This window comes from Actinoplanes sp. L3-i22, assembly GCF_019704555.1.
Lineage (GTDB): Bacteria > Actinomycetota > Actinomycetes > Mycobacteriales > Micromonosporaceae > Actinoplanes.
Map to the genome: position 1 here is coordinate 4,955,754 of NZ_AP024745.1, position 21,962 is coordinate 4,977,715.

Consider the following 21,962-nt stretch of genomic DNA (forward strand, 5'->3'; position numbering starts at 1 on the left):
CATCCGCAAGGATCGCGAAGATCCGCAAGAGTATCGGGCCGGCGACTGAGGGGCACGGCGTTGAGGGGTAATGGCAGGGACCCCCTCGTGCCGCGGCGGCTGCCTAACGTGGCAGAGGTCGGCATCCGGATCGGAAGGATTCACCCATGTCTGTCAGCATTCCCGAGGTCACCCTGAACAACGGCGTACACATGCCGATTCTCGGTTTCGGGGTTTTCCAGGTGCCCGATGAACAGACCGAACAGGTCGTCACCGACGCGCTCGCCGCCGGGTACCGGGCCATCGACACGGCGGCCTCCTACGGCAACGAGGAAGCGGTCGGCCGGGCGATCGCCGCCAGTGGCATCCCGCGCGAGCAGCTGTTCATCACCACCAAGCTGTGGATCCAGCACACCGGCGAGGAGACCGCCAAGCGCGAGTTCGACAAGTCGCTGAGCAAGCTCGGCCTGGACTACCTCGACCTGTATCTGATCCACCAGCCGCTGGGCGACTACTACAGCTCCTGGCACGCCATGCAGAAGCTGTACGGCGCGGGCCTGATCAAGGCGATCGGCGTCTCGAACTTCTACCCCGACCGGCTCGTCGACCTCGTCCAGCACAACGACATCACCCCGGCGGTCAACCAGATCGAGGTGCACCCGTTCTTCCAGCGGGCCGACTACCAGCCGCTGCTGACCGAGCACGGCGTGCGGATCGAATCGTGGGGGCCGTTCGCCGAGGGCAAGAACGACCTGTTCACCAACCCGATCCTGGCCAAGATCGGCGCGGGCCACGGCAAATCCGTCGCGCAGGTCGTGCTGCGCTGGCTCATCCAGCGTGAGGTCGTGGTGATCCCCAAGTCGGTGCGCCCCGAGCGGATGGCCGAGAACCTGGCCGTCTTCGACTTCGAGCTCACCGACGACGAGATGACCCGGATCGCGGCCCTGGACCTGGGCACGTCGCAGTTCTTCGACCACCGCGACCCGGCAATGGTCAAGTGGCTCGGCGGCCGCCGCGTCGACTGACCACCGCCCGCGCCCGCCCGCGGCGACCTCATCCGGGGTCGCCCAGGGCGGCGCACTACGCCACGCACACGCAGGAGTGTTTGGTCCAGTACTCGGATCGGCCGCGCAACTCCCGCCGCGCCCGCGGATCCCGGGCGCCCGCCGCGAGGTCGTCGTAGAGCGCGATCAACTCCCCGTACGCGTCGGCGGCCCGGAGGTCGAACTCGAACGCCAGGAAGTGCCACTCCTTCTCCGCCGCCGCCAGGCCGTGCGTCCCGGCGAGGCCGCGGAAGCGGGCCCGCCGCCGTTCGCGCGCGGCCGCCGTCCACGCCGAGCGCCGGAGCCTGCGCCCCGCCGGGATCCGCCAGGCGCCCGCGCCGAGCCCCGGCCCGCTGCCCGGCCGCGCGTCCAGCAGCAGCGCCACCCGCGTCCCCGACGGTGCGACGTTCGCCGCGCCGTGGCACTGGGTCCCGTCGACGCCCCAGACCTCGCCGGGCCGCATCGCGATCACATCGTCGTCGAAGACGTGCCGGAAGTCGTCGTCCTGCTCGTTCAGCGCGACGATCAGCCGGACCGCGGGGTACATGTCGACGTGCGGGCGGAGCACCTCCCGGCCGGGGAGCACGGCGACCCGGGCATGACTGAAGTCGTAGCCGGCCCGGGTCAGCCGCCGCACGACGCTCATCGCCGCCGGCAGCCGGTCCGCGTACTCGGTGGGGCGGGCCGGGCCGGGATAGGCCTCGAGAATCAGATCATTTCCCGTCCCGGTCTGGTTCAGCAGCGGGAAGTTGATCCAGCCGGCCAATTCCGGCACGGCCGCTCGAATGTCGCCGATAATGTGGATCGCGGTCTGCGCGTCCCGCTCCAGCTCTGCCGCGCCGAAGCCGGGTGCCAGCAGGCAGGCGCCGGTGCCCGTCATAGCGAGAATCCATTTCCGGGAAATGTACGATACCTTCGCGGATTATGCTCTTGATCCCTATTCGGAACAAGTGACCGGGTGCGCCCGGCCCGAATAGTCGGATGTTGCCTCCATCGATCGGCCCGGCGCTTGCCAACCGGCCGCCACGCGCTTCAACCTGACACCGGAGCATCGGTTGCCGTCCATTGATCGCGCGTGCCGGAAAGGGAAACAGACGATGCTGAGCTCGGAACCGGAAATGATCTGGCGCGGCCGTGTCCACCTCGGCGACGAACCGGGAATCTACGGCGACGCGTCCTACAGCGGCCTCGCCGTCGAACTGCCGGTCACGCTGGTCAAGACCGACCCGGCCGGCCCGGACACCACCGTGCTGAGCGTGCGCACCGAGGACGTGCAGACGTTCGCCGGCTACCCGGGGCACGAGCTGACGGTCACCCTGTTCGTGCCGGATCCGGCCCAGCCGTTCCACGCGAACGAGGTGGTCCTCACCAGCGCCCGGCTGGGCACCGCCGACAACAACCGCAAGGACCTGACGGTCAACCTGGCCGGCCACACCGCGCCGTTTTTCGTGAGCTTCAAGGTCGAGATCGACACCGATGTGCCACCCGGGCTCTACGACGATTTCGTGGTCACCCGGCTGGTCAACATCTCGCAGAACTTCACGTTCGTCGCCTCCCTCGGATTCCACGCATAGGGAGATGACGTACCCATGATCGAGCTTTCCCGGCGCTTGCGATACGCGCTGCTCATCCTCGTCGCGATCGTGCTGGTCGAACCGTGGGCCCTCCCGGCCCATGCCGACACGTCTCAGTCGGCAATTGTGGTTCCCGAGCCCGCCACCGGCTCGTACTTCACCCTTTTCAATTACGCGCCGGACGGACGCATCGTCGTTTTCGACGGATTCACCGTAAGCATTCAGGTCGCCCCGAATTCGACCCGGTTCCGGCCGATCGGCACGCTCCCGGAATCATTCCTGGGCGGCACCGACCCGGCTTTCGTCACGGTCGACCCGGACGGCCGGCAGGTGCTCCTCGGCGGCGGCGCGGGCGGCTCCAAGTACCCGGACCCGGCGTTCAACGGCGCCGTCTTCCGCATGCCCCTGACCGGAGGCACGGCGGTGCGCACCGGAACGTTCCCGTACTCGATCGGCGGCGAATTCTGGAACGACGACCTGTTCCTGATGGGACAGGGCGAGACCTTCGGCACGTTCACCGGCTCCGTCGAGGTGCTCGACGTCGCCCGCGGCACCACCCGGCCGCTGGTGGCCCGCATCCCCGGCGACCCCGGCGGGATCGCCCTGGACAGCCGGCAGAACCTGTACGTCGGACTCGGCGCCGGCCAGGACACGTCGCGAACCGGCGAGATCCACCGCTTCGGCCACGACGCCGTCCGGCGAGCGATGCGCACCGGGCAACCGCTCGACTTCGACGCCGACGGCCGGCTGGTCACCCAGGTCCTGAACGCCGGCGATCTGGCCTTCGGCCCGCGCGGCGAACTCTACGTCGGCGGCGGCGACTTCCAGGCCCGGCAGGACTTCGGTTATGTCGCCGTGGTGGACGTGCGCACCGGGCAGGTCCTGCGCCGCCTCGACCCGGTCGACGGCGACCCCGCCGACGGCGACCAGCGCTCGTTCGACATCGCGACCCGGCCGGGCGCCTGCCGGCTGGCCGCCCTCGACCTGTTCAGCTTCTTCAGCGCAGACCCCTCCGTGATCCACCTCGTGTCCGTCTGCTGAACGCGGCAAATCCAGATCAAGATCAAGACCGGCTTTCGGTACGGGGTGAACCGGCTCACCCCGTACCAAAGCAATGGCGGACCGCAACCATCGGCGGCCTTGCCGGAAGCGCCTGCCGTGCCCGGCAATATTTCGGAAACATTGACGAAATGCTCTGCCTCGCCTACGGTTCCAGGCACCAGAGAGCGCTCTCACAGGCTGCTGCCGCAGGTCGGAAACAGTGGAGGCGTGATGGGATTCGTCGTGCGGGCATCGCGATCCTTGTCCGGGCGGGCTCTCGTGCTGACCGCGACCGCGGCCGTCCTCGCCGGGCTCGGCGCGGTGGCCCTCAGCGGCACCGCCGACGCGGCCGTCGTCGGGGCGGGCAGTTACACCGAGACCCTGCCGGCCGGTGGCAGCCTGCCGGTCGGCTGCGGTGACCTGGCGACGAACCCGCGCCAGTTCATGACCGCCAACGCGCCGGCCGGCCCGGTGCCGACCAACGACTGGTGGTCGTCACTGGTCTTCAAGAAGTTCGACTGCGCCTACAGCGAGAACCTGCACGCGCACCCGACCAGCTACGACACCACCGCGAGCGGGCTCGGCTTCTCCTACAACACCACGCCGCAGATCAGCGGCACGGCCACCGGCGTGGGCGAGTACCACTACATCTACCAGGAGGACTTCACCGCCGGGGTGACCGGGCTGAACGCGCCGCGGACCCTGGTGGACAACTGGACCGACTGGACCGTCACGCCGTACTGGAGCGACGGCACCCGGACCATGAAGGCGACCATCGGGCACGGGCTGCCGTTCGCCTACTTCCAGGTCACCGGCGGCGACGCGCAGATCACCACGAAGAGCACCCCGACGATCTGGTCGAACAGCGGGGCGCGGATCGGGTACTCGGTCGCCGGCAAGGACTACGTGGCGTACGCGCCGACCGGGGCCACCTGGACGGTCAGCGGCACCGTCATCACCTCCACCCTGGCCGGCAAGGGCTACTTCTCCATCGCCGTGCTGCCCACCACGCCGTCGACCAGCGCCGCCGACCGGAACGCGCTGGCCACCAGCTACGGCACCTACGCGCACAACCACGTCACCGGCACCAAGGTCTCGTACGCCTACGACCAGAACAGCAGCCGGGTCGCGACCACGTACACGTACACCACCACCGCGCGGGAGGGCTCCGGCACCGGCACCGTCATCGGCCTCTACCCGCACCAGTGGCGGGCGCTGACCGGCGCGACACCGATCGCGCAGACCTACGTGACCGCCCGGGGCGCCATGAAGAACCTGGTCGGCGCGTCGTCGTTCACCACGTCGGCGATCTTCGACGGGGTGCTCCCCGAGGTGCCCGCGGTCGCCGACAGCGGTGGCGCCGACCTGGCCACCCTCAACGGCTATCTGGACCAGGTCAAAGACAACCCGGTCGACGTACGGGGCAACGACACCTACTGGACCGGCAAGGCGCTCGGCAGCGGGGCGCGGATCGCCGAGATCGCCGACCAGCTCGGGCGCACCGATGTCCGCGACACCGCGCTGGCGGCCATCCGCACCCAGCTGACCGACTGGTTCACCGCCTCGGCCGGCAAGAGCCAGAAGCTGTTCTACTACGACAAGAACTGGGGCACGCTGATCGGCTACCCGGCGTCGTACGGTTCCGACGCCGAGCTCAACGATCACCACTTCCACTACGGCTACTTCATCTCCGCCGCCGCCACCCTGGCCAAGTTCGATCCGAGCTGGGCGACCAGCGCCCGCTACGGCGGCATGGTGGACCTGCTGATCCGCGACGCGAACAACTACGACCGCGGCGACAACCGGTTCCCGTACCTGCGGGACTTCGACATCTACGCCGGCCACGACTGGGCGGCCGGGCACGGCGCGTTCTTCGCCGGCAACAACCAGGAGTCCTCGTCGGAGGGGATGAACTTCGCCAACGGCCTGATCCAGTGGGGCCAGGCGACCGGCAACACCGCGATCCGCGACGCCGGCATCTTCATCTGGACCACCCAGGCCGCCGCGATCGACGAGTACTGGTTCGACACCCGCAACGAGAACTTCCCGGCGGCGTTCGGCCACGGCACGGTCGGGATGGTCTGGGGCGACGGCGGCGCGTACTCGACCTGGTTCTCCGCGGCGCCCGAGCAGATCCAGGGCATCAACCAGCTGCCGGTCACCGGCGGGCACTTCTACCTGGGCGACGACCCGGCGTACGTGAAACGCAACTACGCCGAGATGGTCGCCAACGCCGGGCACGAGCCGGCCCTCTGGCAGGACATCGCCTGGCAGTACCTGGCGCTCGGCGACGGTGACGCGGCGCTGGCCAAGTTCCGGGCCGGCAGCGGCTACACCCCCGAGGAGGGCGAGACCAAGGCGCACACCTTCCACTGGATCCGCAACCTCGCCGCCCTCGGCACCACCGATCGCGGCGTCACCGCCAACCATCCGCTGGCCCGGGTGTTCAGCAAGAACGGCGCCAGGACGTACGTCGCGGCGAACATCACCGGCGCCGCGCTCACGGTGACCTTCTCCGACGGCAAGGTCCTCGCGGTGCCGGCCGGCAAGACGGTGGCCAGTGGCTCGGTGAACTGGTCGGGCGGCAACGCGGTCGGTGGCGGGGTCAACCCGTCGCCCACCACCTCGACCGGCAGCCCGTCACCGTCGGCCTCGCCGTCGCCGACCACGTCCACTCCGCCGACCGGTGGCGGCGCGGTGCGATACCTGCAGGCCGGCGGCGCGCTGGCCGGCGCGGCGGGCAGTGCCGGTACCGCGACGGTGGCCGCGGCCTCCGGGGTCAACGACAACCAGCCGCACTCGCCGGCCACGTTCACCGCGACCGGGCTGACCCTGACCTACCGGTCCGGGGCCGCGACCGCCTTCGGCCTCGCGGTGGACTCCGGCACCGCGGTCGGCAACGCCACCCAGGTTCGCGTCTCCTACGACCTGACCGGCGACGGCGGCTTCGACCGGGTCGAGACGTTCCGCTACTTCGCCACCGACCCGGTCACCGGCTGGGAGCGGTACACCGACGCGGCCGGGCAGATCACCACGACCGGAACCTTCGGCAACCTGGTCAACGGCACGGTCAAGGTGGAGATCTGGAGCGCGATCGGCTCCGCCCCGAGCACGGTCTCGCTGGGCGCGCTGTCCACAGTGACCCTGCCGTACCAGTGAGCAGGTGCCACTAGGATCGGCCCCTTGAAACGCATGGTGCTTCTGCTGCTCACCCTCACGATCGCCGGTGTCTGGCTGATCGCCGGCGCGGGTCACGGCCTGACCCGCTCGCATGTCGTCGAAGCCGGGGTGCCGCTCGACGAGGTGCACCCGGCCGGCGGTGGCCGGCATCCCGGGGTGGTGGTCGCGCACGGCTTCTCCGGCTCGGCGACGCTGATGGCGCCGTTCGGCGACACCCTGGCGGCGCGCGGCTACGTGGTGGTGCTGCTCGACTTCGCCGGCCACGGCGCGAACACCGGCCCGCTGGCGGACGAGGCGGCCGGCACGGCACAGTCCACCCAGGTCCTGCAGCACGACCTGGACGTGGCGCTGGCCCACCTGCGCTCACTGCCCGACGTCGACCCGGCGCGGGTCGCCCTGGTCGGGCACTCGATGGGCGCCGGCGCCGTCACCCGCTACGCGGCCGCGCACCCCGACGTGACCGCGACCGTGGCGATCTCCCTGCCGGACTCGTCGGTCGCGTCCGCCGAACGCCCCGCCCGGCTGCTCACCCTCGCCGGGGCGCTGGAGTTCCCCGGCTTCCGTGCGGTCGCCGCCGACGTCGCCGCGCAACGCGCCGACCGGGCCGTCCGCATCGTCCCGTTCGTCGAGCACATCTCGATCCTGTACGCGCCCGCCGCGCACCGGGCGACCGTGTCCTGGCTCGACGACGCGTTCGGCGGGCCGCAGAACGACGACCCGATCCCGTTCCCCGGGCGACGGCTCGCCGGCGCGGCGCTGCTGGTAGCGGCGTTCGTGCTCGGCCTGTACCCGCTGGCCCGGCTGCTGTCCGGCGAGCGTCGCGGGTGGCCCCGCTTCGATCTTCCGGCGCTCGCCCGGGTCGCCGCGGTCACCGCGGTGGCCGCCGGGATCGGGGCGGTCGCGGCCCGGTTCCTGCCCACCACCCGCCTGCCGATCGCGATCGCGGGCTACCTGGTCGGGTTCGCCGCGATCACCGGTGCGTTGCTGCTGGTGTACGGGCGAAAGCGCAGACCCGCCCCCGGCCGGGCCCGCTTCGCCCTGCTCGTGCCGTACGCGATCGTCGCGATCACGCTGCCCCTGCAGTGGGGGATGACCCACATGCTGCCGGCCGGGCACCGCTGGTGGCTGATCCCGATCGTCTGGGCGGCGTTCGCGCTGTTCGCCTACGCCACCGAGCTGGTCGCCGGCGGCAACGCGCTGGGCGTGCTGACCGCCTGCGCGGTCCTGGTGATCGTGCTGGTGGCCGCGGCCGTCGTCGGGCTCACCCACGGTTTCGTGCTGCTGGCCGTCGTCCCGCTGGCCGGGCTGATGGTCTGGCAGTCGCTGTGGTCGGCGATCCTGAACCGCTTCGCCGCGCCCGCCTGGGCGATCGCCCTGGTCGGCTCGGTCGTGGTGATCTGGCCGCTGACCGCCGCGCTCCCGCTTGTTGGCTGAGCGGGCACTGAAATTTGTGCGCACTAAAGTTTTTGTGCATACTGTGATCATGACGCGATCGGTTCTCATGGTGCTCACCTCCCACGACACGTTCGGCACGACCGGCCGGCCCACCGGGTTCTGGCTGGAGGAACTGGTGACCCCGCTGCGCGCCTTCCGGGACGCCGGGCTGACCGTCGACCTCACCTCGGTGCGCGGCGGGCGGTCGCCGATCGACCCGGCCAGCATCGGCGACACCACCACCGACCCCGCGCTCGACGCCGACCTCGCCGGGGCCGTGCCGCTGGCCGCCGTCGACCCGGCCGGCTACGACGCGGTGTTCCTGGTCGGCGGGCACGGCACGATGTGGGACTTCCCCGACGACGAGTCCCTCGCGGCGATCGTCAACACGATCGGCCGCACCGGTGTGGTGGCGGCCGTCTGCCACGGCGTTGCCGGGCTGCTCGGCGCGACCACCGCGACCGGGGAGCCGCTGGTGGCCGGGCGGACCGTGACCGGGTTCAGCGACGCCGAGGAAGTGCTGGCCGGCGCGACCGCCGCGCTGCCGTTCTCGCTGGAGCAGCGGCTCAAGGAGCTCGGCGCCGTGGTCGAGGTCGGCGAGCCGTTCACCCCGACGGTGCGCCGCGACGGCCGCCTGCTCACCGGGCAGAACCCGGCCTCGTCGGCCGGTGTCGCCGCCGCGGTCGTCGACGCGCTGGCGCTGCGGTGACCACCGCCGCCGCCGAGCGGTTCGCGGCGCTGCCGCTGCGGGACCGCAAACGGGCCCGGCTGCGGGTCGGGCTGTGGCAGGCCGTGCGGGAACGCGTCGAGCACACGGCGTTCGCCGACATTCCGGTGCGGGAGCTCGCGGCGGCGGCCGAGGTGTCCGAGCCGACGTTCTTCGCCCACTTCGGATCCAAGACCGAGCTGCTCGCGTACCACATCTGCATGTGGCGCATCGGCACGGTGCTCGCCGCCGACGGGGCGCCGGACGGTGTCGAGTTCATCCGGCGGTTCTTCGACGAGACGGCGCGGTCGATCGTGGCCGGGCCCCGGATGTGGTTCGAGATCACCGCCGAGGTGGCGCGCGGGGGTGGGATCTGTGCGGTGCTGGACATCAGCGTCGCCGAACGGCTGCTGGTCTTCGACGACCCGCGGGCCCTCGACGTCGCGCTGACCCCGCAGGCCGAGCTGTTCCGGCAGCATCTGGGGCCGTCGCCCGACTCCGAGGCGGCGGTTACCGGGCTGCTCGCCGGCTTCTACGGGGTACCGCTGGCGCTCGGTGCCGACCGGCTCGGCGGTCTGGCCGAGGCGTACCGCACGCTCGTCGACCGGTATGCCGCGTGACCGGCTCCCGCGCCCTGGCCGAGCACCTCGTCGACCTGCTCGGGCCGTCCTCGGACGTCGACCTCGCGCCCTTCTTCGGGGGCTGGTCGCTGCGGCACGAGGGGCGGCAGATCGGCATCGTGATGGACACCGCGTACGCCAAGGTGGACCTGGCGGACCGCGAGACCTGGCACGACAACGGCTCGGTTCCGTTCCGGTACACCGCGCGCGGCCGTACGGTCACGGTCGAGGCGTACTGGAGCGTGCCGGCCGACGCCCTCGACGACCCGGACCTTCTCCGCGACCTGCTCCTCGGATCGAACCACGACTCGTCCACGCCGTCGAAGAGGTGACAGTGGGGTCGGGGCCGGTCGTCGGGTTTTGTCGGTAAGCGTGACCAGAAGCGGACGGTGAGGCCGCGGGAGCGGCGGCCGGGACCACGGCGGACATCGCGGTAGCTCAAATCTTTCAAATGATCAAATGGAGGACAGCGCGAGCGACGCGGCGAAACCGGCCACCACGAGCGGTCCGGTGAGGATTCCCTCCACCTCGTAGGCCTCCGGTAGCAGCGTGTTGGAGAGCATGGCCAGCAGCGCGCCGGCCGCGAAGGCCTGCACCAGGGCGCCGGTGCGGTCCTGCGCCGGGTCCAGCAGGGCGTAGCCGGCGACGGCGGCCACCGCGGACACGGCCACCACGGCGACCCACATCAGCAGGACCCGGCGTTCCGGCCACTTCGCCTCGCGAAGACCGCTGGAGGACGCCATCCCCTCCGGAAGATTGGAGAGCACGATCCCGGCCAACAGTGCGACGCTGATCTGACCCTGCATGATGGTGAGGCCGAGCACGAACGACTCGGGGATGCCGTCCAGCACCGAGCCGAGCACGATCGCCAGCGGCGAGCCCGCCGCCTGAGCGCCACCGGCATCCTTGCGTTCCCCGCCGCCGCGACGGTTGAGCAGCCAGTCGCCGACGGTGAAGACCCCCGCACCGATCAGTACCAGCAGGCTGACCGCCGCGACCGTACGCGTCTTGAGCGCCTCGTCGATCAACTCGAAGGAGACCGAGCCGAGCAGCACGCCGGTGCCCAGCGCCATCACCGCCGCGATCAGCCGGCGGCCCGGCCGCAGCTGATACGCGATGACGGCACCGGCGAGCAGGGCCGAGGCGCTGAGCGCTCCCCAGAGGAATGCCTCCAGCATCGGGCCCGCGCCTACGCCGGCTCAGCGGCCCGGGCCGCCTCCGCCGGGGCGGATGTGTCGAAGGTGTGCATGCGGTCGGCCCCCTCCACGGCTCCAGCTGCTTGAGGACGATGGACGCCGAGATCATCCTGAGGGCTCGCGCTCGTGCGCGCATCACCTGTGGCGGGTGATGGGTGGCAGCCGTTTGTCCACGTCACCGCACCCGCAGCCGTGCTCGGAAGACGTCTCGCCGCCCGCGGCGGGCGTCAGTCGAGGCGCAGGCTCACCGGGGTGCGGGTCAGCCACTCGTCGAGGCTGAGCACCATCTCCATGCCCCGCCGCAGGTTGCCCAGCGAACTGCCCTCATACCCACCCCCGACCAGCTGATGGGCGGCCTTGTCGTCGATCAGCGCCCGCACCGGCGAGTTCGGGTCGCTCAGCACCGCCCGGGTCCGGGTCCGCAGCATGTTCTCGTACGCCGGGTCCTGAGTCGACGGATACGGACTCTTGCGCCGCGCGACCACCGAGGCCGGCAGCACGTCCGCGGTCGCCGCCCGCAGCAGGCTCTTCTCCCGGCCGTCGAACGTCTTGAGATGCCACGGCGCGTTGTACACGTATTCGACCAGCCGGTGGTCGCAGAACGGCACCCGTACCTCGAGTCCGTGGGCCATGCTCATCCGGTCCTTGCGGTCGAGCAGGATCTGCACGAACCGGGTCAGGTGCAGGTGGCTCATCTCCCGCATCCGGCGTTCGGTGCCGGACTCGCCGGGCAGGTGGTCGACGTCGGACAGCGCCTGCCGGTACGCCGCGGCCCGGTACCCGTCGAGGTCGAGCGCCCCGGCCACGTCGGGGGTGAACAGCTGCAGGTCCGGCTCGCTGGTGTGCACCTGGATCGCGGCGAGCCACGGGAACGTCTCGGCCGCGACCACCTCCGGGTCGTGGAACCACCGGTAGCCGCCGAACACCTCGTCGGCCGACTCGCCGGAGAGCGCCACCGTGGACCGTTCCCGGACCGCGCGGAACAGCAGGTACAGCGAGGTGTACATGTCGCCGAGCGCGGACGGCAGATCGTTGGCGGTCAGCACCGCGCTGCGGTAGAGCCCGTCCATCAGCGCCGGCGAGTCCAGCACGATGTCGGTGTGGTCGGCGCCGACGTGCTGGGCCACGTCGTGCACGAACGGCGTGTCGGGCGTCTCCCGCAGGTCGTCGGCCCGGAAGTTGTCGGTCTGCCCGACGAAGTCCACCGCGAACGAGCGCACCCGCTCGGCCCCGAGCGCCTTCGCGGCCAGCGCCGTGATGGCCGAGGAGTCCAGCCCGCCGGAGAGCAGCACCCCCACCGGTACGTCGGCGACCAGCTGCCGTCCGACGATGTCGTCGAGCAGTTCGCGCACCGTCCGTACCGTAGTGGCCTGGTCGTCGGGGTGTTCCCGGGCAACCAGCGTCCAGTATCGGGTGGCGTGCACGCCGGACCGGTCGATCCGGATCAGCTCGCCCGGGCGCACCTCCCGCAGCCCCCGATAGACGCCGTGCCCGGGGGTCTTGACCATCGACACCAGCTCGCGCAGGCCGTCGCTGTCGAGCACCGCGGGAACCTGCGGATGCGCCAGCACGCCCTTGGGTTCGGAGGCGAACACCACGCCGTCGGGCGTCGGGTAGTAGAACAGCGGCTTGATGCCCATCCGGTCGCGCACCAGCAGCAGGGCCTGCTCGCGCGGATCCCACAGCCCGAACGCGAACATCCCGTTGAGCCGCTCCACGAACGACGCGCCCCACTGCAGGTAGGCCCGCAGCAGCACCTCGGTGTCGCTGGCGGTGCGGAACTCGTGGCCCAGCCCGCGCAGCTCGGTCCGCAGCTCCCGGTAGTTGTAGATCTCGCCGCTGTAGGTGACCGCGACGATCGTGGCGCCGTCGTGCCGCACGGTCATCGGCTGGTCGCCGGTGTCCAGGTCGATCACCGCCAGCCGGCGGTGCCCGAACCCGGCGTGCTCGTCGAGCCAGATGCCCTGCGCGTCAGGCCCGCGCAGACTCATCGTCGCCGTCATGGCCCGCAGCACCGCGCCTTCGTGCCGCAGATCCCGCCGGTAGTCGACCCAACCCACGATTCCGCACACAAGCGACCTCCCCGCCTCGACCGTCCCTTCAGCTCTAATCGAAGCGTGATGACAAGGCAACGCAAGGTGACATTACAGACAATCAATCATTTGGCACTTGCGCCGGAAACATCCTGGTGAGCCGTTGCGGTCCGCGACAACCACCCCCAAAACCACAAACCCATGATTTCGGTACGGACGTAGATCAGGTCGTGGGTTGCCCGGCCGGGCTCTCCGCGGGGGAATAGTCATCGTCGCCCGGCTTGCCGGCGCGTCGCAGCCGGAACGGGTTGAGCCGGCCCTGCAGCGCGTGCCGGGTCTGATGCCCGGCGCGGGCCGGGCCGTCCCCGGCGGTCCAGAGTGAGGCGGCGATCGTGCTGGACAGCAGGACCGGGCGGATGTTGGCGACGTCCCGGAAGACCTGGCGTTGCACCGCCGAGATGGCCTTCCGGTACTCGGCGTACGAATTGACGTCGAACGACTGCCAGCTCGGCAGCTCCGCCGCCAGATCGCCGACGTACCCGTGCACCAGCAGCTGGGCGGTGGCCGACACCGCCCCGAGCTGGGCCTTCGCGGCGACGACCGGCAGCGTCAGGTCGGCGTCGACGTCCTCGTTGTAGATCTCCAGGAGGACCCGGATGGCCACGCCGTACCGATCGGTGTGCCCGTTGTCCACGACGTCGGTGTAGCGGGTGATGCCGTAGAGCATGGCGATCACCTTGTCGGCGGCCGACACGGTCGCGATCGGGAAGCCCAGCTTCACGGCCAGCGTCGCCTGCATCTGATAGCTCTCCTGCTGCAGGATCGGCAGTTCGCTGCCGTCCGGGGGAGGGGCGGCCGATGGCTCCGGCATGCCGGCGGCCGCCCGGAGCGCCTGGGCGGAAACGCTTACCGGCAGCATCGCGGGTGCGGTGGTGGCGGATGTCATCTGAATCCCTCCTGGTGCGCTGAGTCGATGATGGACATGCCGGTCAGGCGGGCTCGGCCGGCGCCGGGCGCGCGGAACCGGTGGCGACGCCGGCCAGCCGGCGCAGGCTGGTGGTCATGTTCTGGTGGAGGTCGTCGCGCAGGTCGCCGACCCCGAGCAGCACGCGCAGGACGATGTGCAGAGCCGCGGGCACCGGGCGCAGAACCCGGTAGCCGTGCTCGACCTCGGTGCCGGTGCCGGACGCGGTGAAGCGGTAGAACCAGAGGATCGTGCCGCCGCCGCGTTCGGTGCGGGTGAAGGCGAACTCCCGGCCCCGCTCGGCGGTCCGCACGACGGGCCTGTTGGACCAGGCGAACCAGCGCTTCTTGTTGCGGGCGAGGAAACGTGCGCCGGCCCGCGCCTCGGTGTGCCCGTCGAGCCATCGGCACGAGATCACCTCGGGACTCCACTGCGGGGTTCGAGGGACGTCGGAGACCAGGTCGTAGAGCGACTCCGCGGGGGCGTCGATGTGCAGGTGGACCTCGTCGTGATCCAGGCGGTTCATGAGTGGCCTCCTTCGGGGCCGGATGGGTTACCGCCGACTGTATTCGATAGCCTATCGGGTTTTCAATAGGCTATTGGTTGATCTAGAATGCCGCCATGTCGTTGCCGCCGAGCACACCCCGCGACCGGCGCCGGGCCCAGACCCGCGAGGAGATCCTGGACGCCGCGGTGGCGGTCATGACCGAGCAGGGCGTGGCCGCCCTGAATCTGACCGAGGTCGCGCGCCGGGTGGGTCTGCGCCAGCCCTCGCTGTACCAGTACTTCGACTCCCGGACGGCGGTGTACGACGCCCTGTTCGAGCGCGGTGCGCGCACTCACCACGACCTGCTCGCGGCGGCCGCCGGCGCCGACGAGGGCTGGCCGGGAGCGCGCGCCGCGGCCTGGGCCAGCCTGCGGTTCGCGGTGGACCATCCGGCGCTCGCGCAACTGCTGTTCGCCGGCGCCGTGCCCGGGTTCACGCCCTCCGAGCGGGCCTACGCGCCCGCCCTGCGCACCTACGAACTGACCCGCGGCGCCATCGCCGACGCCGTGCGGCATCACCACCTGCACCCGGCCGCCGCGTCCGAGCGCGGGGTGGCGCTGTTCGTCGCGCTCATCGCCGGAGTCTCCGTGCAGCAGCAGGCCAACGAACCCGGCGCCGCCCTCGACGAGGGGCACTACGCCGCCCTGCTCGATCCCGCCCTGGACATGTACACCGGCTATTTCGCCCCCGGCCACCCGGACAGCTGGACGCCGTGGCCGGAAGCCGCCCCCACGTCGGCCCACTGATCGTCAGCCGTCGAGGTCATCCCGGACATCGTCGGCGCGGCATGTCGTATCCAGATCGGCGGTCACCTTTGCCCGGGGCTGAGCTGTCGTCTCGGGGTGGACCGTGTCGAGCATGCTGCGGATCCGGCCGAGCAGTTCGCGGCTGGTGAAGGGTTTCTCCACGATGGTGACGCCGTCTTGCAGGGTGCCGTTCTCGGTCAGGACCGGTTCGGCGTAGCCGGACATGTAGAGCACCGGCAGCCCCGGCCGGATCGTCCGGACGTGTTCGGCGACTTCGTTGCCCATCATCTTCGGCATGATCACGTCGGTGAGCATCATGTCGATGGGTTCGGGGTGGGTCTGGGCGATGCGGATGGCCTGCGAGCCGCCCGCGGCGGCCAGGACGTGGTATCCGGCGCGGGTGAGGATGCGGACGGCGACCTGGCGGAGCGCGTCCTCGTCCTCGACCAGCAGGATGGTTTCGGTCGCTTGAGGGCTCGTGGTCGTGCCGCCGGCGGGTCGTACTTCGTCGGCGGCAACGTCGGTGGATGCGTCGACTGCCGGCAGGACCACGGTGACGGTGGTGCCGATGCCGGCTTCGGAGTACAGGTGCACGTCACCGCCGGCGGCAGTGGCAATGCCGTAGACGGTGGCCAGTCCGAGTCCGGTTCCGGATCCTTTGGGTTTGGTGGTGTAGAACGGCTCGAAGGCGCGTTCGATGACGTCGACGGGCATGCCGGTGCCGGTGTCGCTCACCCGCAGGCGCACGTATCGGCCGGCCTGAAGATTGGTCGCGGCGAAGTCGTCGGCGTCGATGTCGGCGTTGGTGGTCTCGATCAACAGGGTGCCCCCGCCGGGCATCGCGTCCCGGGCGTTGACGGCCAGATTGACCAGGATCTGTTCGATCTGGCTGGGGTCGGCGTGGACCGGCCACAGGTGCTTCTCCAGGGTGGTGATCAGGTGAATGTGTTCGCCGAGGGTGCGCCGCAGCATCGGTTCGAGGTCCCCGACGACATGGTTGAGGCCGAGCACCTGGGCTTGGGTGATGTCTCGGCGTCCGAATGCCAGTAGTTGTTTGGTGAGCCGGGTGGCGCGTTCGGCGGCCCGGCCGATCTGGCCGAGATCGGTGCGTGCGCCGGCCAGCTCCTGCGGTTCGAGCGCCGGCGCGTCGAGGGTCTCGGCGATGAGTTCGGTGTAGTTGGTGATCACGGCGAGAATGTTGTTGAAGTCATGGGCGACGCCGCCGGCGAGCTGGCCCAGGCTTTCCAGGCGCCTGGCGTGTTGCAGTCGTCGTTCCCCGGCGTCACGTTCGGCCTGGGCGATCAGGCGCTCGCGTTCGGCTTGGGCGATCAGGCGGTCGGTGACGTCGCGGATTGCGGTGGAGACGATGATGCCCTGGTCGGTGTCGAGGGCGGAGAGGCTTATCTCGGCCGGGAACTCGCTGCCGTCTTTGCGTACGGCGGTCAGGGCCTGCCCGGCGCCCATCGGCCGGCTCCTCGGTTCGGCGAAGTAGCCGTCACGCTGCTGCGGGTGGGTGGCGCGTAGCCGTTCGGGAACCAGCCGGTCGATCGTCTGTCCGAGCAGTTCGTCGCGCTGGTAGCCGAAGAGTCGTTCGGCCTGAGCGTTGATCAAGGTGATGGTGCCGTCGCGCGTCACCCCGATGATCGCGTCCGGAGCGGCTTCGAGCAGCCCCTCGAACATGGCGTCGGCGCGCTGGCGTTCGGTGAGGTCACGCGAGATGGACGCCACTCCGACGGTCTGACCGTTCGGGCCGGTGATCGGTGAGAGCGTCAGGGAGACGGTTACCGTGGTGCCGTCCTTGCGTAGACGCTGTACCTGATACTGCTGGATGCGTTCGCCCTGGGCGGCACCTTCCAGCAACCTGGTTTCGGTCTGCTGCTGTTCTGGGGAAAACAGCATCGACGACTGCTGACCGACAGCTTCGGCACGGCGGTAGCCGTAGAGTTCCTCCGCGCCGGTGTTCCAATCGGTGATGACACCGTCGACGGTCTTGGCGATGATCGCGTCGGGGGACGATTCGACGATCACCGCGAGGCGTTCCCGTTCGGCCAGGGCCTGCGCTCTTCCGGCCAGGGCGGCGGCCTGACCGGCCAGTTCGGTGAACTGGATCATGTCGTCTTCATCGAACAGGCGGCGATAGCGGCCGAGTACCAGGAGCGCGCCGGGACCGTCGGCGGTGTTCACCGCCGTCACGCTCACGAACCGGGTGCCCGTCGCTTGCGCGAAGGCGACGGCCGCGACGGGCGGCTGGGTCCAGCCGGCGAGAGCGTCGATCGTGGTTCGGCTGGCGATGAGTTCGTTCAGTTCGCTGCGTGTGCGGTCTGGTTGGCTGTCGGGCAGACCGGCGGCGCCGGCCACCCGTATCGCATCACCCGTTGCTGGTGTCAGCACCACGACCGCGTCCGCGCCGAGGACCTTCGCCGCTGCTGCACAGAAGGATTGCCAGGTCTGATCAGCCGGTTCGTCGGGCGGTGCCGCCAGCAGTTGGCGCATCACCACATATGCCGCCCGCCAGGACCAGGCCCGGCGTAGCCATCGCGGCGGCACGAAGGCCAGCAGGTACAGCAGAGCCGACAGCATCGCCACCAGTCGTGCGTCCGCTGCCAGGGAGCGCCCGCCGCCGGCGATCAGCAGCGCGATGCCGAAAAGCGCGGTACCACCGGCGGCGCACCACAGGCGGTTGCGTGCAGCTCCGCCGCGGTTGCGGGCTTCGATCGCAAGGAACCATGCCGCGACGGCTTGTCCAGCGAAGAACACGACGACGCTCGGCCAGATGACCAACGGAGGTAGCGGGCGTGGCAGGACCAGCACCGGCAGCGCGCACACGATCCAGGCGCCAGCCGCGGTTGCCGTCAACCATCTCGGCACGGGCCGGAGCCGACCGGTCAACCGGAGTGTCAGGACCGGCTGGGCCAGCAGTAGCGCTGACACCAGTCCCCGCACCGATCGTGGGGGCTCACCGACGAGACGGCTGAAGACCGCCAGCACGAACAGCATGCCCACCGCGGAAAAAACGGCCATGACATCCCTGAGCAGTGGGTCGCGGTCGCGCAGATACCGCCACGACACCCAAAGCAGAATCAGCACGAAAAGGGCGGTTACCAGGACTGTCACGGTTTCCCTTCCCTGCGGCTGTCATCGAGCACCTGGATGAAAGTCGATTTAGCGTAGGCCTGAAATGGTGGTGGCCAGTCGTGAAGGTCGCTATCCGGCCAAAGACTGACCTTTCCCGGGAACTCGTTGGGCCGTGGCTTTGCCTCAGACCTCACGTGCGGCTCGACCAGTTCGCCTGCCGGCATTGGCCGAAACTGTTGATGTCCAGACCCCGGCCCGGTCTTGCCGTCATAGATGAAGCCTTCGCCCACCCGAAGCTCACGACCGGCGCCGGGCAGCGAAATCCCCGAATTTGAACGTCGGGAGGCCGCACACCCGGATAGTGGATCTGTCGGCCAGGCGCTCAGCGCGGAGTTTCGCCCTTGGGGCCGAGAAGGAAGGGTATGAGTGCGATGATGTCTGGTGGTAACAGGGCTGGGTCAGGAGCGCGGCGCCGAGGCTCTTTCGCTGATCTGAGCGTCCGAGTGAAGGTGGTCGCCGCGGTGGTGACCGCGGCCGTGGTTGCGCTGGTCGTGGGTCTTGTCGGGCTGGTCTCGCTCAGCAGTGCCAGCAGCTCAGCCCAGCTGATCTATCACAGCAACGTCGCGAGTATCAAGGCGGTGGGCCAACTCAAAGGCGTGGTGACGCAGGCTCGGGTGGACGCCGCGAATCAGGCACTGTCGACCGATGACGCGTCGACCAAGAAATTTGCTGACGCGTTTACGGCCGACCTGCAATCGTTCACGACCGCGATGACCGCTTACCGGAAAAGCGTTCCTGCATCAGATGCGAAAATCATCGATGGCTTGCAGGTCAACTGGGATAGTTACGCCGGCCTCGTGACCGGAAAGATGATTCCCGCCGGGAATCGAAGCGCACTGGTCGAATGGGCATCGATTCGCGATAACGAGGCTCTGCCGCTGCTCGGCAAGGTCTATGACGAGTTGGCCTCCATGGACAGCGCCGAGACCGCGGACGCGGCGAAGAACGCCGCTGCGGCCAAGTCCGGCTACGAATCCAGCCGCACCACGTCGATCATCACGCTGGTCATCGGGCTGATGCTGGCCCTGGCGCTGGGCTTCCTGGTCGCCCGTAAGATCGTCCAGTCGCTGACCAAGGTCACCTACGTGTGTGACGGGCTGGCCGAGGGCGACCTGACCCGGCATACGGGTCTGGACACGTACGACGAACCCGGCCGGATGGGCCGCTCCCTGGACACCGCGATGGCTCGGTTGCGGACCACCATCGCCACCATCGAGGGGTCTGCGGCATCGCTGGCCGGCGCCTCCGAACAGATGACGAACACCACCGCGCAGATCTCCGCGTCCGCGGAGGAAACCTCCGTCCAGGCGCAGGCCGTGTCCGTCGCGGCCGAGCAGGTGTCGCGCAGCGTCGAGACGGTCTCCGCGGGCAGCGAGGAGATGGGCGCCTCGATCCGGGAGATTTCACAGAACGCGGCTGAGGCCGCACGGGTCGCTGCCGAGGCGGTCACCGTCACCGCGATGACGTCGGCGACGATGAACAAGCTCGGCGAGTCCTCCGCGGAGATCGGCAACGTGATCAAGGTGATCACGTCGATCGCCGAGCAGACCAACCTCCTCGCGTTGAACGCGACGATCGAGGCGGCCCGCGCCGGCGAGCTGGGCAAGGGTTTCGCGGTGGTGGCCAGCGAGGTCAAGGATCTCGCCCAGGAGACGGCCCGGGCGACCGAGGACATCTCCCGGCGGGTCGAGGCGATCCAGTCCGACACCAGCGGCGCGGTCGCCGCGATCGAGGAGATCTCGATCGTGATCGAGCGGATCAGCGAGTTCCAGACCACGATCGCGTCCGCGGTCGAGGAACAGACCGCGACCACCGCCGAGATGAATCGCAACGTCGCGGAGGCGGCCGGTGGTGCCGGTGGGATCGCGCAGAACATCACCGGGGTGGCCGAGTCGGCGCGGCTGACCAGCCGCGGGGTGGCTGAGACGCAGCAGGCGACCGCTGAGCTCGCGCGAATGTCCACCGACCTGAGCGGTCTGGTGTCCGCATTCCGTCTGTGAGGGATGCGACCGGGTTGAGACCCTCGGCAGTCAGCTCGAGGGTGGCGTCATCACGTGGTCACCGATTCGCGGACTGTTCGGCGAGCAGGATCCGTGCGGTGAAACCCTCGCCAGGCGTGCTGTCCAGCACCAGTGTCCCGCCCTGGGCCTCGATGATCCGGCGGCTGATGAACAGGCCGAGCCCGAGCCCGGGCATCTGGTCCCGGACCGCGTCGGTGCCTCGGGCGAACGGCGCGCCGAGCGCTGCCATTTCGCCTCGAGGCAGTCCCCGTCCATGATCGCGGATGGTGATCGCCGGCCGCGGGTGAAGCTCGACCGAGACCTCCACCGGCGTTTCCGGGTTGCCGAAGCAGAGCGCGTTGCTGAGCAGGTGCCCGATCGCGACCTCGAGCAGGCGCGGGTCGGCGGTGGCCCAGACCGGGCCGGCCGGGGTGTTCAGGCGTACTCGCTGATCGCCGAGGCCGGCCACCGAGGCCGAGGCCACCGAAGCCACGTCGATCAGGTGCCGCTGCCCGATCGGCTGGTGGTTCTGCTGGTTCATCGCGCGCAGCAGGTTGTCCACGGTGCGGCAGAGCCGGTCGGTGTTGCGGGTGATCGCGTCGAATCGGCGCTCGTACCCGGGCCCGATGGCGCCGGGTGAGTCGGTGATCAGCTCCAGGTTGCCGCTGATCGAGGCCAGCGGCGTACGGATCTCGTGCGAGATCGCAGATATCATGTCGTCCTGGTTCACCGTGACCGGGAACGGCCGGTCGGCGAGCAGGTGCCGCAGACCGGTCTCGGCATCCACCCGGCGGGCGATCCGGGACAGCACGCGGATGGTCGCTTCGGTGTTGCGGCGCCGCGGGCTGCCGGCGAAGACACAGAGCGCACCGACGACCTGCCCCTCGTGGTGGAGGGGGGCAGCGCCGAGGAAGCGGACGTGCTCCGAACCACGCACCAGCGGGTGATCGGCGAGTCGGGGATCCCGGGTGGCGTCCTTGACCACCATCGTGTCGTCGGTCGCGGCCACCACGTCGCAGAGCGACACGGATTGCGGCACGTCCAGCGCGTGCCGGATGCCCAGCGTCGCGGCGAAGTGTGCGGAACCCCCGCCGACGAGTTTGAGCGCTGCCATCGGCGCCTGGCAGGCTTCGGCGACGAGCTCGAGAATCTCGGGCACCTCGCTCAGAGCGGCACGGTAGCGGTCAGCCGCCAGGGTCCGGGCATCGGTCGGCACGGCCAGGGTGGAGTGCGTCATTGCGTATTCCTCTGATCATTGTCGCCGTGTCCAGCGGTTCCATGTCCCATCCACTGTTATCGGCCGTATGGCGACAGGTATGTGTTGTACGGGGTTGCCATCACGGAGCGCCTCTGATGTCACTCGGGAACTTCGCGAGCCCGTGAAGTCGCATGTTTTCGCAGCTGGACGAGTAGGTGTCGGCTGGTGACAACGTGTGGTCCTACTTTTGTAAATCGGACGAAGAATGGCTGTTTGCGACCCGGTGCCAGCGTTATTTATGCCCCATATCAGTCGGGCAAATCTTCTCGGTGGCCGCTGTGCGCGACTGATCGGAGTTCGGCACGGCGGCAGGGCCGGGTGGCGCGTCGAGATCACGTGCGGGCCGGCGGCGGGCGCCTGCAAGCTGCCCGCGGACCGGGCCGCGGCGGCCGTGGACGAGAACAATCCGCTGGTGGTCGCGAAGACCGGGGCAGCGGCACGTTCACCTACCGCACGCTGGTCACCGGCCGCGTCGCCGGCAACCCGAAGGCCTGGGGCTCGACGAC

The 21,962-nt window shown here is 69.6% G+C and carries 17 protein-coding genes; 10 read left to right on the forward strand and 7 right to left on the reverse strand.

All coding sequences use genetic code 11. The features are described from left to right. Nucleotides 1-146 precede the first annotated feature (146 nt). Entirely contained in the window at nucleotides 147-1,004 is an 858-nt protein-coding gene (locus tag L3i22_RS22010; protein ID WP_221328840.1) for an aldo/keto reductase, read from the forward strand. A gap of 55 nt (nucleotides 1,005-1,059) precedes the next feature. Here the strand turns inward: L3i22_RS22010 and L3i22_RS22015 are convergent, their stop codons facing one another. Next, nucleotides 1,060-1,902 carry an aspartyl/asparaginyl beta-hydroxylase domain-containing protein gene (locus tag L3i22_RS22015; RefSeq protein WP_221328841.1) on the reverse strand — a complete coding sequence of 281 codons (843 nt, stop codon included), beginning with the start codon at nucleotides 1,900-1,902 and terminating at the stop codon, nucleotides 1,060-1,062. Between the two features lie 217 nt (nucleotides 1,903-2,119). On the opposite strand from L3i22_RS22015, the gene L3i22_RS22020 reads away from it, so the two are divergent. The 7 genes from L3i22_RS22020 to L3i22_RS22050 all read left to right on the forward strand — a co-directional run bounded on the left by L3i22_RS22020 (nucleotide 2,120) and on the right by L3i22_RS22050 (nucleotide 9,909). Continuing rightward, nucleotides 2,120-2,596 carry a hypothetical protein gene (locus L3i22_RS22020; protein WP_221328842.1) on the forward strand — a complete coding sequence of 159 codons (477 nt, stop codon included), beginning with the start codon at nucleotides 2,120-2,122 and terminating at the stop codon, nucleotides 2,594-2,596. Between the two features lie 15 nt (nucleotides 2,597-2,611). Next, on the forward strand, nucleotides 2,612-3,637 hold the full coding sequence (locus L3i22_RS22025; protein WP_221328843.1) for an SMP-30/gluconolactonase/LRE family protein: 1,026 nt from the start codon (nucleotides 2,612-2,614) through the stop codon (nucleotides 3,635-3,637). Between the two features lie 231 nt (nucleotides 3,638-3,868). Then, on the forward strand, nucleotides 3,869-6,796 hold the full coding sequence (locus L3i22_RS22030) for a glycosyl hydrolase (RefSeq protein WP_221328844.1): 2,928 nt from the start codon (nucleotides 3,869-3,871) through the stop codon (nucleotides 6,794-6,796). 33 nt (nucleotides 6,797-6,829) lie between these two features. Beyond that, complete coding sequence (locus tag L3i22_RS22035; RefSeq protein WP_255658701.1) at nucleotides 6,830-8,251, forward strand: dienelactone hydrolase family protein; 1,422 nt, start codon at nucleotides 6,830-6,832, stop codon at nucleotides 8,249-8,251. A gap of 49 nt (nucleotides 8,252-8,300) precedes the next feature. Continuing rightward, nucleotides 8,301-8,960, forward strand: a complete 660-nt coding sequence (locus tag L3i22_RS22040; RefSeq protein WP_221328846.1) for a type 1 glutamine amidotransferase domain-containing protein — start codon at nucleotides 8,301-8,303, stop codon at nucleotides 8,958-8,960. Beyond that, nucleotides 8,957-9,577 carry a TetR/AcrR family transcriptional regulator gene (locus tag L3i22_RS22045; RefSeq protein WP_221328847.1) on the forward strand — a complete coding sequence of 207 codons (621 nt, stop codon included), beginning with the start codon at nucleotides 8,957-8,959 and terminating at the stop codon, nucleotides 9,575-9,577. Before L3i22_RS22040 ends, L3i22_RS22045 begins: the two co-directional genes overlap by 4 nt. Beyond that, nucleotides 9,574-9,909, forward strand: coding sequence for a TfoX/Sxy family protein (locus tag L3i22_RS22050; RefSeq protein WP_221328848.1), 336 nt, complete (start codon nucleotides 9,574-9,576; stop codon nucleotides 9,907-9,909). Before L3i22_RS22045 ends, L3i22_RS22050 begins: the two co-directional genes overlap by 4 nt. A gap of 123 nt (nucleotides 9,910-10,032) precedes the next feature. Here the strand turns inward: L3i22_RS22050 and L3i22_RS22055 are convergent, their stop codons facing one another. From L3i22_RS22055 to L3i22_RS22070, 4 genes are all read right to left on the reverse strand, one after another. Further along, on the reverse strand, nucleotides 10,033-10,755 hold the full coding sequence (locus tag L3i22_RS22055) for a ZIP family metal transporter (protein ID WP_221328849.1): 723 nt from the start codon (nucleotides 10,753-10,755) through the stop codon (nucleotides 10,033-10,035). A 245-nt stretch (nucleotides 10,756-11,000) separates the two neighbouring features. After that, complete coding sequence (gene asnB, locus L3i22_RS22060) at nucleotides 11,001-12,833, reverse strand: asparagine synthase (glutamine-hydrolyzing) (RefSeq protein ID WP_255658482.1); 1,833 nt, start codon at nucleotides 12,831-12,833, stop codon at nucleotides 11,001-11,003. 196 nt (nucleotides 12,834-13,029) lie between these two features. Continuing rightward, entirely contained in the window at nucleotides 13,030-13,752 is a 723-nt protein-coding gene (locus tag L3i22_RS22065) for a hypothetical protein (RefSeq protein ID WP_221328851.1), read from the reverse strand. Between the two features lie 43 nt (nucleotides 13,753-13,795). After that, nucleotides 13,796-14,296, reverse strand: coding sequence for an SRPBCC family protein (locus L3i22_RS22070; protein WP_221328852.1), 501 nt, complete (start codon nucleotides 14,294-14,296; stop codon nucleotides 13,796-13,798). Nucleotides 14,297-14,391: 95 nt separating this feature from the next. On the opposite strand from L3i22_RS22070, the gene L3i22_RS22075 reads away from it, so the two are divergent. Further along, a complete protein-coding gene (locus L3i22_RS22075) occupies nucleotides 14,392-15,063 on the forward strand; it encodes a TetR/AcrR family transcriptional regulator (protein WP_221328853.1) in 672 nt (223 codons plus the stop codon). 3 nt (nucleotides 15,064-15,066) lie between these two features. On the opposite strand, the gene L3i22_RS22080 is transcribed toward L3i22_RS22075, so the two are convergent. Continuing rightward, entirely contained in the window at nucleotides 15,067-18,177 is a 3,111-nt protein-coding gene (locus L3i22_RS22080) for a PAS domain-containing hybrid sensor histidine kinase/response regulator (protein ID WP_221328854.1), read from the reverse strand. A 383-nt stretch (nucleotides 18,178-18,560) separates the two neighbouring features. On the opposite strand from L3i22_RS22080, the gene L3i22_RS22085 reads away from it, so the two are divergent. Beyond that, nucleotides 18,561-20,198 carry a methyl-accepting chemotaxis protein gene (locus tag L3i22_RS22085; RefSeq protein WP_370644545.1) on the forward strand — a complete coding sequence of 546 codons (1,638 nt, stop codon included), beginning with the start codon at nucleotides 18,561-18,563 and terminating at the stop codon, nucleotides 20,196-20,198. Nucleotides 20,199-20,256: 58 nt separating this feature from the next. On the opposite strand, the gene L3i22_RS22090 is transcribed toward L3i22_RS22085, so the two are convergent. Continuing rightward, complete coding sequence (locus tag L3i22_RS22090) at nucleotides 20,257-21,435, reverse strand: GAF domain-containing sensor histidine kinase (protein ID WP_221328855.1); 1,179 nt, start codon at nucleotides 21,433-21,435, stop codon at nucleotides 20,257-20,259. Between the last annotated feature and the right edge of the window lie 527 nt (nucleotides 21,436-21,962).

Coding starts and splice junctions, on each gene's coding strand:
- L3i22_RS22055 (WP_221328849.1), bottom strand. CDS start 10,755: ATGCTGGAGGCATTCCTCTGGGGAGCGCTCAGCGCCTCGGCCCTGCTC.
- L3i22_RS22030 (WP_221328844.1), top strand. CDS start 3,869: ATGGGATTCGTCGTGCGGGCATCGCGATCCTTGTCCGGGCGGGCTCTC.
- L3i22_RS22085 (WP_370644545.1), top strand. CDS start 18,561: ATGAGTGCGATGATGTCTGGTGGTAACAGGGCTGGGTCAGGAGCGCGG.
- L3i22_RS22090 (WP_221328855.1), bottom strand. CDS start 21,435: ATGACGCACTCCACCCTGGCCGTGCCGACCGATGCCCGGACCCTGGCG.
- L3i22_RS22020 (WP_221328842.1), top strand. CDS start 2,120: ATGCTGAGCTCGGAACCGGAAATGATCTGGCGCGGCCGTGTCCACCTC.
- L3i22_RS22065 (WP_221328851.1), bottom strand. CDS start 13,752: ATGACATCCGCCACCACCGCACCCGCGATGCTGCCGGTAAGCGTTTCC.
- L3i22_RS22035 (WP_255658701.1), top strand. CDS start 6,830: ATGGTGCTTCTGCTGCTCACCCTCACGATCGCCGGTGTCTGGCTGATC.
- L3i22_RS22010 (WP_221328840.1), top strand. CDS start 147: ATGTCTGTCAGCATTCCCGAGGTCACCCTGAACAACGGCGTACACATG.
- L3i22_RS22015 (WP_221328841.1), bottom strand. CDS start 1,902: ATGACGGGCACCGGCGCCTGCCTGCTGGCACCCGGCTTCGGCGCGGCA.
- L3i22_RS22070 (WP_221328852.1), bottom strand. CDS start 14,296: ATGAACCGCCTGGATCACGACGAGGTCCACCTGCACATCGACGCCCCC.
- L3i22_RS22075 (WP_221328853.1), top strand. CDS start 14,392: ATGTCGTTGCCGCCGAGCACACCCCGCGACCGGCGCCGGGCCCAGACC.
- L3i22_RS22040 (WP_221328846.1), top strand. CDS start 8,301: ATGACGCGATCGGTTCTCATGGTGCTCACCTCCCACGACACGTTCGGC.
- L3i22_RS22025 (WP_221328843.1), top strand. CDS start 2,612: ATGATCGAGCTTTCCCGGCGCTTGCGATACGCGCTGCTCATCCTCGTC.